The sequence below is a fragment of the Paraburkholderia xenovorans LB400 genome (assembly GCF_000013645.1).
GTDB classification, from domain to species: Bacteria; Pseudomonadota; Gammaproteobacteria; order Burkholderiales; family Burkholderiaceae; genus Paraburkholderia; species Paraburkholderia xenovorans.
The window spans coordinates 4354695-4370164 of record NC_007951.1; the positions used below are offsets into that span (position 1 = coordinate 4354695).

Consider the following 15470-nt stretch of genomic DNA (forward strand, 5'->3'; position numbering starts at 1 on the left):
GCGGCCAATTCCTGATTTTAGACCATGTTGCGTAAACGAAACAGGAGCCTTCCCGCCCCGCTCCTTTTTCTTTGTGCCATGTAGGCCTTTTGTTACATTACGTGCAACTTCTCGCGAAGTTGGACAAGCAAGGCCTCAACGCTAGATAAATATTCGCCTTGTACAAAAGATTCGTAATCCTTGGAGATCATTCGATGAAAAAGTCGCTTCTCGCTCTCGCAGCACTGGGCGCATTCGCAGGCGTCGCACATGCTCAGAGCAGCGTGACCCTGTACGGTATCATTGACGAAGGCTTCAACATCAACACCAACTCGGGTGGCAAGCACCTGTACAACCTGTCGAGCGGCGTTCTGCAAGGCTCGCGTTGGGGTCTGCGCGGCACGGAAGACCTGGGTGGCGGTTTGAAGGCCATCTTCGTGTTGGAAAACGGCTTTGACGTGAACAACGGCAAGCTCGGTCAAGGTGGCCTGATGTTCGGTCGTCAAGCCTACGTCGGCCTGTCGAGCCAGTTCGGTACGGTCACGCTGGGTCGTCAGTACGACTCCGTGGTTGACTACGTTGGTCCGCTGGAAGCCGGCGACCAGTGGGGCGGCTACATCGCTGCTCACCCGGGCGATATCGACAACTTCAACAACGCGTACCGCACCAACAACACGGTCAAGTTCACGAGCGCAAACTACGGCGGCCTGACGTTCGGCGGCACGTACAGCTTCGGCGGCATCGCGGGCAACGTCACGTCGAACCAGATCTGGTCGTTGGGCGCTGGCTACAACAACGGTCCCCTCGTTTTGGGCGTTGCTTACTTGAACGCACGCACCCCGGCAGCTTCGGGTGGCCTGTTCAACAACGGCGGTACGGCTACGACGGCAGCAGGTGCTGTGACGTCGCCGGTCTACGCTGGCTTCTCGTCGGCTAACACGTACCAGGTCATCGGTGCAGGCGGTGCATACACGTTCGGCGCAGCAACGGTCGGCGTGACGTACTCGAACATCCGCTTCGGCAACCTGGGCGCTTCGTTCGCGTCGCCGTTCAAGGGCCAGTCGGCTACGTTCAACAACGCCGAACTGAACTTCAAGTATCAGTTGACCCCGGCATTGCTGGTCGGCGCAGCGTATGACTACACGCGCGGCGCGGAAATCAACGGCAACTCGCGTGCTCAGTACCACCAGGGCGCAGTTGGCGTGGACTACTTCCTGTCCAAGCGCACGGACGTGTACGTGACGGGTGTGTACCAACACGCTCTGGGCGACACGGTCACGGCAGCGGGCAACGTGGTCGACGCAACGGCAGGCATCAACGGCCTGACGGGTTCGTCGAACCAGAATCAGTTCACGGCTCGCGTCGGTATCCGCCACAAGTTCTAATAAGTCGTAATAAAGCAGTTTGCCTCCAAGGCGCCTTCGGGCGCCTTTTTTTATGGCGCTGCGCTGCGTACTGCTGCGGACGGCATTCGCACGGCAACGGTGACGCAGAAGTGAAAAAAGCCCGGCAGATTTTCATCTGCCGGGCTTTTGCCGTTTACCGCTATACGCTACTTCATGCCCGCTTCGTGTGTGATCGGCACGCGATCCCGCCTACGCCCGCCCGTCACGCAACTCCCGGCGCAGTATCTTGCCGACGTTGCTCTTCGGCAGTTCCGTGCGGAATTCGACGATCTTCGGCCGCTTGTAACCGGTCAGTTGCTGCTTGCAGTACGCAAAGATGTCCGCATCGGTAAGAGCCTGATCCTTCTTCACGACGAACAGTTTCACCGCCTCGCCCGAATGCTGATCGGGCACGCCGACCGCGGCGACTTCGAACACGCCCGGCAGTTTGGCGACCACGTCTTCGATTTCGTTCGGATAGACATTGAAACCGGACACCAGAATCATGTCCTTCTTGCGGTCGACGATCTTGACGAAGCCGCGTTCGTTCATCAGGCCGACATCGCCCGATTTAAAGAAGCCATCCTCCGTCATCACTTTCGCCGTTTCGTCGGGCCGGTTCCAATAACCTGCCATGACCTGCGGGCCACGGATGCAGATTTCGCCCGGCTGGCCGAGTGGCACTTCGTTGCCTTCGTCGTCTCGAATCGAGATTTCCGTCGACGGCAGCGGCAAACCGATCGTCCCGCTGTATTCGGTGACGGTCACCGGATTGCAGGTCACGCACGGCGACGTTTCCGACAAGCCGTAGCCTTCAATGATCGGCGTGTGCGTCTGCTCGTACCAGCGCCTGGCCACAGCCTCCTGTACCGCCATACCGCCGCCGTTCGCAGCGATCAGCTTCGAAAAATCGAGCTTATGGAAATCGGGGCTATTCAACATCGCGTTGTAGAGCGTGTTGACGGCGGGAATGGTCGTGATCGCATACCCTTCGAGCGCCTTGATCATGCCCGGAATGTCGCGCGGATTCGGAATCAGCACGCCAAGGCCGCCGGTACGGATTGTCAGCAACCCGCAGACCGTCAACGCAAACACGTGATACAAAGGCAATGCAACCACGGTGATGAACTGATCGATATCAGTACGATTCGCGCGCACCGGATCGAGCCAGACTTCCGACTGCAGCACGTTGGCGATCAGGTTCCGATGCAGCAGCGTCGCGCCCTTGGCCACGCCCGTCGTGCCGCCCGTGTACTGGAGAAACGCGACATCGTTCGGACCTTGCTGGACCGGCTCGAAATTCTGGCGTCCACCTTGCGCGATCGCGGTATTGAACCTGACGTGACCTGGCAGGCTCCACGCCGGCACCATCTTCTTCACCTTGCGCACGACGAAGTTCACCAGCGTGCCCTTCAGCCCCATCAGATCGCCCATCGCGGCCACGACAACATGCTTGACCGAGGTGTTGCGTACGATCGCCTGCAGCGTGACGGCGAAGTTCTCGAGCAGAATGATCGCCTCGGCGCCACTGTCCTTGAGCTGATGCTCCAACTCACGCGGGGTGTAAAGCGGGTTCACGTTCACGACCACGTAGCCCGCGCGCAGGATAGCGGCAATCGCCACCGGATATTGCAGCACGTTCGGCATCATGATCGCAATGCGTGCGCCGCGGGCCAAGCCCTTCGACTGAAGCCATGCGGCGAGTTTGCGCGAAAGCACGTCGAGCTCGCCGTAGCTGATTTCCTTGCCCATGCAGACGAACGCCGGCTTGGCGCGGTGGTCGCGGAATGCTTCTTCGAGCAGTTCTCCGACCGACGAGTAGCGGCTTGGGTCAATCTCTGCGGGAACGCCGGGTGGATAAGATTTCAGCCAGATTTTGTCCATGCAGCGTCTCCTCCTTTATTTTCGAATGGTCGTGCTAAAAACGCATCGTAGCATGGGCACCTCTCGGTTATTTGCGAAAAGCGGCCGGGTTAGACTGCAGCCTCGAACCCTCAGAAGACGAGCACCGCTCGGCGATTGAAGGTATTTCAGACGCGCTCGACTTCGACGAGGCAGTCGTAAAAAGTCGCCGATCCGCCCAGATCGGTGAGCGCCTGGCTGGTGACCTGATTGGCGTTGCGGCCGTCCGGAGCAAGCTTCTTCCACCAGATCGACAGGCCCACCACGAGCCCCTCGCGTGCTTTATCGGTAACGCGGACGCGCGCCTGCATCGACCCGCGATCGTTAAAAATGCGCACCTGATCGCCGTCGACGATATCCCGCGATTGCGCGTCGGCCGGATGCATGTCGAGATGCGGCTCGCCTTCGGTCGAACGCAGACTTTCGATATTCACGAAGGTGCTGTTCAGGAAGTTGCGGGCGGGCGGCGAGATCATCGCCAGCGGATAACGGGCGGCAAGTTCCGGCGCGCCATCAGCGGATTCGTAGGGAGGCAGATAGTCCGGCAGTGGGTCGAGTCCCCGTTGCGCGAGGCGCTCGCTGTAGAACTCGCATTTGCCGGACGGCGTTTGGAACCCCCCTTCGGCGAAAGGCGCATCGGGCAGATTCAGCTTGGCCCAGCCGGTCTTCTTGAGGGTCTCCCAATCTACGCCTTCGAGCGTTCTGTCTTGCCAGCGAAACGCCGCCTGCGCGACGGTCTCGTCGCTCTCGAACAGCGCGGGCTCGTCGAGGCCCATATGACGCGCGATGCCGCGGAAAATCTCCGTGTTCGGAAGCGCTTCGCCGACCGGCGCGATTGCCGGCAGGTTGACCATGACGTGCGTGTGGCCGTACGACTTGTGCACGTCGAGGTGCTCGAGTTGAGTTGTCGCGGGCAGCAACAGATCGGCGTAGTCGGCTGTGTCGGTCTGGAAATGCTCGAGGACGATTGTGAACAGATCTTCGCGCGCGAAACCCGCGGCGACTCGCTCCGAATCTGGCGCGACAGCCACCGGATTCGAGTTGTAGACGACGATCGCTTCGACCTTGGGACCGAACGCCGCGTCGCCCTTGTGCAGCAGCGCGTCGCCGATCCCGTTCATGTTGATGACGCGGCTCGTCCTGGTCGGCCAACCCGGCATCAGGTCCGGACGCTGCAACGCATACGAGTCGACCGGCGCCCAGCCGCCCGACGACAGCAACACGCCCCCCGCTCTCTCGCGCCAAGCACCCGTGAGCGACGGCAGGCAAGCGATCGCGCGCACGGCATTGCCGCCGCCACGTACGCGTTGCAGGCCGTAGTTCATGCGGATCGCGGCCTTTCTGGTGCCACCGTAAAGTCGTGCGAGATCGACGATCACCCGTTCGTCAATACCGCAGATTTCCGCAGCGCGCGACGGCGGGTAGCTAAGCGCGCGGGCTTTCAGCGCTTCAAAACCTGACGTATGAGCTTCGATGTAAGCGTGATCGAGCAGATTTTCCCTGATCAACACGTTGATCATACCGAGCGCCAAAGCGCTGTCGGTGCCCGGTTTCAAAGCGATGTGCTGATGGCATTTTTCGGCCGTCAGCGAGCGGTACGGATCGATTGCGATCAGCCGTGCACCGCGGCGTTTGGCCTGTTGGGCGCGCGTCCAGAAATGGAGGTTCGACGCGATCGGATTCGAGCCCCAGATGAGGATGAGCTCGCTTTCGTCGAAAAACTCGGTGAGCATGCCGAGGCTCGCGCCGTAGGTGTACTTCAGCCCGGCTGTGCCGGCGGCCGCGCAAATCGTGCGATCCAGTTGCGAGGCGCCGAGCTTGTGGAAGAACCGTTGTGCAATGCTGTCGCCCTGAATCAAGCCCATTGTGCCGGCATAGCTGTAAGGGAGGATTGCCTCCGGCGCGCGATGTGCAATTTCCGACAGGCGACGCGCCGCGAGCTGGAACGCCTCGTCCCAGCCGATCGGCTCAAAGCGCCCCTCGCCTTTGCGCCCGACACGCTTCATTGGCCGCGTCAGTCTCTGCGGATGATGCACGCGCTCCGCGTAGCGGCTGACCTTGGTGCACAGCGCGCCTTGCGTTGGAGGATGCTCGGGATCGGCGACGACCTTGATCGCCCGACCGGCCTCGACCGTCACGCGCATCGCGCAGGTGTCGGGGCAATCGTGCGGGCACACGGCGCGAGCGTGTTCAGTCGGAGCATTCATCGGCGGTCCGTCGTGGGGAGCGGTAAAGCAATGGGAGATTCTATTACGTCAATTGCCGGTTAACCCGCACGGTCCCGCCAAAAACGCCTTCGGCGTAGAATCGATGATCACCGTGCCCGGGCCAGCGCGTTCCCGAGCGATTCCACGCAAGCCAGCACACACGCATCATCACTCCATCATGAAACTGATTCCCGAAATCCAGGCCGCTCACGGCGAAATCCAGACCCTCCGACGAACGATCCACGCCCATCCGGAACTGCGTTACGAAGAGACAGCGACAGCTGATCTGGTTGCGCGAACTCTTGAGTCGTGGGGTATCGAAACACACCGAGGATTGGGCAAAACCGGCGTGGTTGGCGTATTAAAACGCGGCAATGGTTCACGCTCCATTGGTCTGCGTGCTGATATGGATGCGTTGCCGATACAGGAACTGAACAGCTTCGATCATCGGTCGAAAAACGACGGCAAGATGCACGCGTGCGGCCATGATGGACATACCGCGATGCTTCTGGGCGCCGCGCGGCACCTCGTCAAGCACGGCGAATTTGACGGCACGATCGTGTTTATCTTCCAACCCGCCGAAGAAGGCGGTGCCGGTGCGCAGGCCATGATCGACGACGGCCTGTTCGTGAAATTTCCGGTCGACGCAGTGTTCGGCATCCATAACTGGCCGGGCATGGCGACGGGTCACTTCGGTGTGACCGAAGGTCCGATCATGGCATCGAGTAACGAATTTCGCATTGAAATCAAAGGGGTGGGCTCGCACGCAGCGATGCCGCACAATGGTCACGACCCGGTGTTTACCGCCGTGCAGATTGCAAATGGATTACAAAGCATCATCACGCGGAATAAGAAACCGATCGACACGGCAGTACTGTCGGTCACTCAGATTCACGCTGGCGACGCGGTCAACGTGGTCCCGAACAATGCGTGGATCGCAGGCACGGTACGGACATTTACAATCGAGACCCTCGATCTGATCGAAGCGCGTATGCGTAAGATCGCAGAGAGCACTGCAGAAGCCTACGACTGCTCCGTCGATATTCAATTCCACCGAAACTATCCGCCAACGATCAACAGTAGTGAAGAGGCCCGCTTCGCGGCGACGGTCATGAAAGAGATTGTCGGTGCAGAAAATGTCGACGACGCAGTTGAGCCGACGATGGGCGCAGAGGATTTTTCCTTCATGCTGCTCGCTAAACCGGGCTGCTATGCCTTTCTGGGCAATGGAAACGGCGGCCACCGGGATTCAGGCCACGGCGCGGGTCCGTGCATGCTGCATAACGCGAGCTATGACTTCAATGACGAGTTGTTGCCGATCGGCTCGACATACTGGGTAAGGCTTGCCCAACGGTTCCTGGCGCAGGAGAAATAGAATTCTTTCGAGGAGCCGTTTGATTTGGTGATTAGTTCGCCGTCTGGGCTCCCCTCGCTCTTTGGATTAGATGTCTTTCTCGGACTTCACTTGAACGCGAACGTACCTAAGTGAGGCTCAGGTCGCGGTGGTTTCGTGGCGTCCGGTAAACGCAGAAACCCCACCTGTGTTGGGGTGGGGTTTCTGATGCTGCTTGGGAGCCTGACGATGACCTACTTTCACACGGGTAATCCGCACTATCATCGGCGTGGAGTCGTTTCACGGTCCTGTTCGGGATGGGAAGGGGTGGGACCGACTCGCTATGATCATCAGGCATGACTGGTTGCCGCGCTGGATCTGGGGCCAGCGCGGCCAATCGGGAAGAAGTAGTTTCTGGTGATGCTCACCAGGGGTGGAGCGTGGGGTTGTGTTGTTTCTGCTGGCACAACACGGATCACTCAACCGTGCGTGTCCTGTTTCCCCCTGTGGGGGCAAGACACACCTGTTATAGGATCAAGCCTTACGGGCAATTAGTATCAGTTAGCTTAACGCATTACTGCGCTTCCACACCTGACCTATCAACGTCCTGGTCTTGAACGACCCTTCAAGGGGCTCGAAGCCCCGGGGATATCTCATCTTAAGGCGAGTTTCCCGCTTAGATGCTTTCAGCGGTTATCTCTTCCGAACATAGCTACCCGGCGATGCCACTGGCGTGACAACCGGTACACCAGAGGTTCGTCCACTCCGGTCCTCTCGTACTAGGAGCAGCCCCCTTCAAATATCCAGCGCCCACGGCAGATAGGGACCAAACTGTCTCACGACGTTTTAAACCCAGCTCACGTACCTCTTTAAATGGCGAACAGCCATACCCTTGGGACCGGCTACAGCCCCAGGATGAGATGAGCCGACATCGAGGTGCCAAACACCGCCGTCGATATGAACTCTTGGGCGGTATCAGCCTGTTATCCCCAGAGTACCTTTTATCCGTTGAGCGATGGCCCTTCCATACAGAACCACCGGATCACTATGACCTGCTTTCGCACCTGCTCGACTTGTCGGTCTCGCAGTTAAGCACGCTTATGCCATTGCACTATCAGCACGATTTCCGACCGTACCTAGCGTACCTTCGTACTCCTCCGTTACACTTTGGGAGGAGACCGCCCCAGTCAAACTGCCTACCATGCACTGTCCCCGGTCCGGATAACGGACCAAGGTTAGAACCTCAAACAGACCAGGGTGGTATTTCAAGGTCGGCTCCACGCAGACTGGCGTCCACGCTTCAAAGCCTCCCACCTATCCTACACAGACCGGTTCAAAGTCCAATGCAAAGCTACAGTAAAGGTTCATGGGGTCTTTCCGTCTAGCCGCGGGGAGATTGCATCATCACAAACACTTCAACTTCGCTGAGTCTCGGGAGGAGACAGTGTGGCCATCGTTACGCCATTCGTGCAGGTCGGAACTTACCCGACAAGGAATTTCGCTACCTTAGGACCGTTATAGTTACGGCCGCCGTTTACCGGGACTTCAATCAGGAGCTTGCACCCCATCATTTAATCTTCCGGCACCGGGCAGGCGTCACACCCTATACGTCCACTTTCGTGTTTGCAGAGTGCTGTGTTTTTATTAAACAGTCGCAGCCACCAGTTTATTGCAACCCCTTCACCCTTCTGGCGCAGGCCAGTCAGGCTACAGGGGCGTACCTTATCCCGAAGTTACGGTACCAATTTGCCGAGTTCCTTCTCCCGAGTTCTCTCAAGCGCCTTAGAATACTCATCTCGCCCACCTGTGTCGGTTTGCGGTACGGTCTTGTTAAACTGAAGCTTAGAGGCTTTTCCTGGAACCACTTCCGATTGCTTCTTCACCGAAGTGAATGGCCTCGCACCCTTGAATCCTGCGCCCGGATTTGCCAAAGCGCCTTCTCCAATGCAAGGACCGGGACTTCCAACACCCGGACAACCTTCCGCGATCCGTCCCCCCATCGCATTTAACAATGGTGCAGGAATATTAACCTGCTTCCCATCAGCTACGCATTTCTGCCTCGCCTTAGGGGCCGACTCACCCTACGCCGATGAACGTTGCGTAGGAAACCTTGGGCTTACGGCGAGGGGGCCTTTCACCCCCTTTATCGCTACTCATGTCAGCATTCGCACTTCCGATACCTCCAGCACACTTTTCAATGCACCTTCGCAGGCTTACGGAACGCTCTCCTACCATGCATATAAATATGCATCCGCAGCTTCGGTATATTGCTTAGCCCCGTTACATCTTCCGCGCAGGACGACTCGATCAGTGAGCTATTACGCTTTCTTTAAAGGATGGCTGCTTCTAAGCCAACCTCCTGACTGTTTTAGCCTTCCCACTTCGTTTCCCACTTAGCAATATTTGGGGACCTTAGCTGGCGGTCTGGGTTGTTTCCCTCTTGACACCGGACGTTAGCACCCGATGTCTGTCTCCCGTGATTGCACTCTTCGGTATTCGGAGTTTGCTATGGCGTAGTAATCCGCAATGGACCCCACAACCATGACAGTGCTCTACCCCCGAAGGTGATACACGAGGCACTACCTAAATAGTTTTCGGAGAGAACCAGCTATTTCCAGGTTTGTTTAGCCTTTCACCCCTATCCACAGCTCATCCCCTAACTTTTCAACGTTAGTGGGTTCGGACCTCCAGTACGTGTTACCGCACCTTCATCCTGGCCATGGATAGATCACCTGGTTTCGGGTCTACACCCAGCGACTGAATCGCCCTGTTCGGACTCGCTTTCGCTACGCCTGCCCTAATCGGTTAAGCTTGCCACTGAATGTAAGTCGCTGACCCATTATACAAAAGGTACGCCGTCACCCTCTTTCAAAGGCTCCGACTGTTTGTATGCATGCGGTTTCAGGATCTGTTTCACTCCCCTCCCGGGGTTCTTTTCGCCTTTCCCTCACGGTACTGGTTCACTATCGGTCGATCACGAGTATTTAGCCTTGGAGGATGGTCCCCCCATCTTCAGACAGGATTTCACGTGTCCCGCCCTACTTCTCGCATACCTAGTTCTTCCATGATGTTTTCGTCTACAGGGCTATCACCTGCTATGGCAGCACTTTCCAGAGCTTTCGACTAACACTACGGATAAAGAATGCAGGCTGGTCCCATTTCGCTCGCCACTACTCTGGGAATCTCGGTTGATTTCTTTTCCTGCGGTTACTTAGATGTTTCAGTTCACCGCGTTCGCTTCACGCAGCCTATGGATTCAGCTACGGATGACCCATACGGGCCGGGTTTCCCCATTCGGATATCGGAGGATCAAAGCTCGTTTGCCAGCTCCCCTCCGCTTTTCGCAGGCTACCGCGTCCTTCATCGCCTGTGATCGCCAAGGCATCCACCACATGCACTTGTTCGCTTGACCCTATAACGGGTGTGTCTCTCGATACACACGCTACAGGTTGAGTATTCGTGTTGCGCCGTATTCCAAAGCAATCTTTCGATCACCTTTTCATACATTGATACAATCACAACCCTGATTCACCTACTCGCACACCCATCTCTAAGTATGCTTTCGTGAATCTCCTTACTACTTCTTCCTGATTGTTAAAGAACGACAGCCGATATCACGGTTGCTATAACCATGTATCACTCTGACTGGCTCAATCGCCAATGCACAACGCTCTGCTTCTCTCGCAGAACGCTACGCATTGAGGATTGGTGGAGGATGACGGGATCGAACCGACGACCCCCTGCTTGCAAAGCAGGTGCTCTCCCAGCTGAGCTAATCCCCCAGTCATGCACACACCAGATCCGCCCTGCCCCCTTCGGGGGTGGGATGCCCGTAAGCGCTAAAGCGCCAACGGTCATCGACATGGTGGGTCTGGATGGATTCGAACCATCGACCCCCGCCTTATCAAGACGGTGCTCTAACCGGCTGAGCTACAGACCCCTGAGTCTGTCTGCGTTTCTGTCTTCAATTTCACAGCCGATAAGCGTGAGCGCTCAACGCTTGACACGTTAGCTCGGGAAAGGAGGTGATCCAGCCGCACCTTCCGATACGGCTACCTTGTTACGACTTCACCCCAGTCATGAATCCTACCGTGGTGACCGTCCTCCTTGCGGTTAGACTAGCCACTTCTGGTAAAACCCACTCCCATGGTGTGACGGGCGGTGTGTACAAGACCCGGGAACGTATTCACCGCGGCATGCTGATCCGCGATTACTAGCGATTCCAGCTTCACGCACCCGAGTTGCAGAGTGCGATCCGGACTACGATCGGTTTTCTGGGATTGGCTCCCCCTCGCGGGTTGGCGACCCTCTGTTCCGACCATTGTATGACGTGTGAAGCCCTACCCATAAGGGCCATGAGGACTTGACGTCATCCCCACCTTCCTCCGGTTTGTCACCGGCAGTCTCCCTGGAGTGCTCTTGCGTAGCAACTAGGGACAAGGGTTGCGCTCGTTGCGGGACTTAACCCAACATCTCACGACACGAGCTGACGACAGCCATGCAGCACCTGTGTTATGGCTCCCTTTCGGGCACATCCACCTCTCAGCAGACTTCCATACATGTCAAGGGTAGGTAAGGTTTTTCGCGTTGCATCGAATTAATCCACATCATCCACCGCTTGTGCGGGTCCCCGTCAATTCCTTTGAGTTTTAATCTTGCGACCGTACTCCCCAGGCGGTCAACTTCACGCGTTAGCTACGTTACCAAGTCAATGAAGACCCGACAACTAGTTGACATCGTTTAGGGCGTGGACTACCAGGGTATCTAATCCTGTTTGCTCCCCACGCTTTCGTGCATGAGCGTCAGTATTGGCCCAGGGGGCTGCCTTCGCCATCGGTATTCCTCCACATCTCTACGCATTTCACTGCTACACGTGGAATTCTACCCCCCTCTGCCATACTCTAGCCCGCCAGTCACAAATGCAGTTCCCAGGTTAAGCCCGGGGATTTCACATCTGTCTTAGCGAACCGCCTGCGCACGCTTTACGCCCAGTAATTCCGATTAACGCTTGCACCCTACGTATTACCGCGGCTGCTGGCACGTAGTTAGCCGGTGCTTATTCTTCCGGTACCGTCATCCCCCCACCGTATTAGGGCAGAGGTTTTCTTTCCGGACAAAAGTGCTTTACAACCCGAAGGCCTTCTTCACACACGCGGCATTGCTGGATCAGGCTTGCGCCCATTGTCCAAAATTCCCCACTGCTGCCTCCCGTAGGAGTCTGGGCCGTGTCTCAGTCCCAGTGTGGCTGGTCGTCCTCTCAGACCAGCTACAGATCGTCGCCTTGGTAGGCCTTTACCCCACCAACCAGCTAATCTGCCATCGGCCGCCCCTGTAGCGCGAGGTCCGAAGATCCCCCGCTTTCCTCCGCAGAGCGTATGCGGTATTAATCCGGCTTTCGCCGGGCTATCCCCCACTACAGGACACGTTCCGATGTATTACTCACCCGTTCGCCACTCGCCACCAGGGTTGCCCCCGTGCTGCCGTTCGACTTGCATGTGTAAGGCATGCCGCCAGCGTTCAATCTGAGCCAGGATCAAACTCTTCAGTTCAAACCTGTTACTGTTTTTCGGGCTCTTCCGAGCCCGGTCGCTCACTCAACGTACTGACGAATGATCCAACCATCTTGCGACAGTCAAACCTTCCTTTCATTACTGTGTGAGACCTGATACTTCCGCTTTACGGCAGATCCCGGAAGATCCGCCCCGCATCGCGCATCAAGCGCCCACACTTATCGGCTGTTAATTTTTAAAGATCGGGTCCGCATTCACCACCAAACCGCCACCGGAGAACCTCAACAACTCACACCACCGGTACCGCTTTGTTCTGCGTCGCTGCATCAGCAGCAGAGAAACGAGATTATGAAGAACTTTCGCTACGTCGTCAACAGGTTTTTCCAACTTTTCCAACCCGCCCACTTCGCTGAAAGCCTTGCCACTGCTGGCTCTCCCGCCTCCCGCGCCCCGTTGTCCGGAGCACGAAAGAGCGAGATTCTAGCGAGCCGGACTCCGCCTTGCAAGCGTTATTTTGACAAGCGTATTAACGATGTTTGAAAACCGGTTTGCGCTTCTCCACGAACGCGGCCATGCCTTCCTTCTGGTCTTCGGTAGCGAAGAGCGAATGGAACAGGCGGCGCTCGAAATGCACACCTTCCGCGAGCGTCGTCTCATAAGCACGATTAACCGATTCCTTCACCATCATCACGGCCGGCAACGGGAATTCTGCGATCGTGGCAGCCGCGGCTACCGCCTCGTCAACCAGAGAAGCAGCCGGAATAACACGCGACACCAGGCCGGCACGCTCGGCTTCGGCGGCATCCATGAAACGCGCGGTCAGGCAAAGGTCCATTGCCTTCGCCTTGGAGACGGCGCGCGGCAACCGCTGCGTGCCTCCGGCACCCGGCATGATGCCGAGCTTGATTTCCGGCTGACCGAACTTTGCCGTGTCGGCGGCAAAAATAATATCGCACATCATCGCCAATTCGCAGCCGCCGCCAAGCGCAAAGCCCGCCACCGCCGCAATGATCGGCTTGCGGATGGAGCGGACCGTTTCCCAGTTGCGGGTGATGTAGTCCCCCTTATAAACATCCATATAGGTATAAGTGGACATCATGCCGACGTCTGCACCGGCCGCGAACGCTTTCTCGCTGCCGGTCACCACGATCGCACCGATCGCGTCGTCGGCATCGAACTCGCGCAGCGCCGCGCCCAGTTCGTCCATCAATGCGTCGTTCAGCGCGTTCAGCGCCTTCGGTCGATTCAAAGTGACCAACCCGACCCGCCCCCGCGTCTCAACCAGAATATTCTCGTAAGCCATGCCACCTCCTAAGGGTAGAAACATCGCGCGCGAAAACACTTCGCGCGGCCATCCTAATAATGCTAACATTCCCCAACCAACCGGTCGGTCAATTATTAGACAGGCTTTCCCCAACGTACGAGCCAAGTCCCCCTGCCATGACACATCCGCTATTCACCAAACACGAAGACACGCTGCAAAAGGCACTCGCCGCGATCGAAACGCGCGGCTACTGGAGCCCGTTCGTCGAAATGCCCAGTCCGAAAGTGTACGGGGAAACAGCTAACGCAGACGGCGAAGCCGCATTCAAAGCGCATCTCAACACGACGTTCCAGCTGGACCAACCGTCGACGGGCGAAACTGTCGGTGCCGAAGTCTCGCCGTTCGGATTCCCGCTCGGCGTGCGCTACCCGAAATCCGCCCCCACCGCACTGATCGCGGCGGCCGCCGTTGCCCAGCGTGACTGGCGTGCGGCTGGTCCGCAGGCATGGATCGGCGTGTGCCTCGAGATTCTTGCCCGCGTGAATCGCGCCAGCTTCGAAATTGGTTACAGCGTGATGCACACAACCGGTCAGGCGTTCATGATGGCCTTCCAGGCCGGCGGCCCGCACGCACAAGACCGCGCACTGGAAGCCGTCGCGTACGCGTGGGACCAATTGCGCCGCATTCCCGGCGACGCCCACTGGGAAAAGCCGCAAGGCAAGAATCCGCCGCTCGCCATGCACAAGCATTACACCGTCGTGCCGCGCGGCACCGGCCTGGTACTCGGCTGCTGCACCTTCCCGACGTGGAACGGCTATCCGGGCCTCTTCGCCGACCTGGCCACAGGCAACACGGTCATCGTCAAGCCGCATCCGGGCGCAATCCTGCCGCTCGCCCTGACTGTACGCATTGCGCGCGATGTTCTGCGCGAAGCGGGTTTCGATCCGAACGTCATCACCTTGCTGGCCACCGAACCGAATGACGGCGCGCTCGTCCAGGAGCTGGCCCTGCGCCCGGAAATCAAGCTCATCGACTTCACGGGCAGCACGCAAAACGGCACGTGGCTCGAACGCAATGCGCACCAGGCGCAGGTTTACACCGAAAAAGCCGGCGTGAACCAGATCGTGATCGACTCGGTGGACGACATCAAAGCCGTTGCCCGCAATATCGCCTTCTCGCTCGCGCTGTACTCGGGCCAGATGTGCACCGCGCCGCAAAACATCTATGTGCCGCGCGGCGGTATCCGCACCGCGGAAGGCACGCTCGGGTTTGACGAAGTCGCTCAAGCCATTGCCGCCGCCGTGCAAAAACTCGTCTCCGACCCGGCCCGCGCGGTCGAAATACTCGGCGCGATTCAGAACGAAGGTGTGGCGCAACGCATTGAGGAAGCCGCAAAATCCGGTCGGGTTCTCGTCGAGAGCCAGACGCTCGAGCATCCCGCTTTTGCGGGCGCCCGCGTGCGCACGCCGCTCGTGGTTCAGCTGGATGCCGCGACCGACTACGCGCAGTTCACCAAAGAATGGTTCGGCCCGATCTCTTTCGTGATCGCGACGGACTCGACTGCGCAGTCGCTCGACCTCGCCGGCGCAATCGCTGCCGAACATGGCGCACTGACGTTGTCGGTCTATAGCACGGACGAAGCGGTGCTCGAACAGGCGCACGAAGCATCCATTCGTGGTGGCGTGGCCTTGTCGATCAATCTGACGGGCGGTGTATTCGTCAATCAGTCGGCGGCCTTTTCGGACTTCCACGGCACGGGCGCGAATCCGGCAGCCAATGCCGCGCTGGCCGACGCGGCCTTCGTTGCGAATCGCTTCCGCGTAGTTCAAAGCCGCGTTCATGTTGAACCGAAAGCGGCGCCGGCGGTAGCTGGCTGAATGGCATAAGACA

6 protein-coding genes, 2 tRNA genes and 3 rRNA genes are annotated in these 15470 nt (G+C 58.0%); 3 read left to right on the plus strand and 8 right to left on the minus strand.

The window, feature by feature from the left end; genetic code table 11:
- The first annotated feature begins 194 nt into the window (after nt 1–194).
- A complete protein-coding gene (locus tag BXE_RS19485) occupies nt 195–1364 on the plus strand; it encodes a porin (RefSeq protein WP_011489927.1) in 1170 nt (389 codons plus the stop codon).
- Between the two features lie 210 nt (nt 1365–1574).
- Here BXE_RS19485 and BXE_RS19490 read toward each other — a convergent pair whose 3' ends face one another.
- Complete coding sequence (locus BXE_RS19490; RefSeq protein WP_011489928.1) at nt 1575–3248, minus strand: long-chain fatty acid--CoA ligase; 1674 nt, start codon at nt 3246–3248, stop codon at nt 1575–1577.
- A gap of 146 nt (nt 3249–3394) precedes the next feature.
- Complete coding sequence (locus BXE_RS19495; protein WP_011489929.1) at nt 3395–5473, minus strand: molybdopterin-containing oxidoreductase family protein; 2079 nt, start codon at nt 5471–5473, stop codon at nt 3395–3397.
- Between the two features lie 178 nt (nt 5474–5651).
- Between BXE_RS19495 and BXE_RS19500 the strand changes: the two genes are divergently transcribed.
- Nucleotides 5652–6848 carry a M20 aminoacylase family protein gene (locus BXE_RS19500; protein WP_038457302.1) on the plus strand — a complete coding sequence of 399 codons (1197 nt, stop codon included), beginning with the start codon at nt 5652–5654 and terminating at the stop codon, nt 6846–6848.
- A gap of 199 nt (nt 6849–7047) precedes the next feature.
- Here the strand turns inward: BXE_RS19500 and rrf are convergent.
- The 6 genes from rrf to BXE_RS19530 form a co-directional block, all read right to left on the minus strand.
- Nucleotides 7048–7161 (minus strand): 5S ribosomal RNA (rrf, locus tag BXE_RS19505).
- Nucleotides 7162–7336: 175 nt separating this feature from the next.
- Nucleotides 7337–10218, minus strand: a 23S ribosomal RNA gene (locus BXE_RS19510).
- Nucleotides 10219–10512: 294 nt separating this feature from the next.
- Nucleotides 10513–10588: transfer RNA gene (locus BXE_RS19515), tRNA-Ala, on the minus strand.
- Between the two features lie 81 nt (nt 10589–10669).
- Nucleotides 10670–10746: transfer RNA gene (locus BXE_RS19520), tRNA-Ile, on the minus strand.
- A 78-nt stretch (nt 10747–10824) separates the two neighbouring features.
- Nucleotides 10825–12355: ribosomal RNA gene (locus BXE_RS19525) — 16S ribosomal RNA — on the minus strand.
- Together the 16S, 23S and 5S rRNA genes with 2 tRNA genes alongside form the textbook arrangement of a ribosomal RNA operon.
- A 487-nt stretch (nt 12356–12842) precedes the next feature.
- Nucleotides 12843–13619 carry an enoyl-CoA hydratase gene (locus BXE_RS19530; protein WP_011489931.1) on the minus strand — a complete coding sequence of 259 codons (777 nt, stop codon included), beginning with the start codon at nt 13617–13619 and terminating at the stop codon, nt 12843–12845.
- Between the two features lie 137 nt (nt 13620–13756).
- On the opposite strand from BXE_RS19530, the gene paaN reads away from it, so the two are divergent.
- Nucleotides 13757–15457: a phenylacetic acid degradation protein PaaN gene (paaN, locus tag BXE_RS19535; protein ID WP_011489932.1), complete on the plus strand. Its 1701-nt coding sequence runs from the start codon at nt 13757–13759 to the stop codon at nt 15455–15457.
- The last annotated feature ends 13 nt before the right edge of the window (nt 15458–15470 follow it).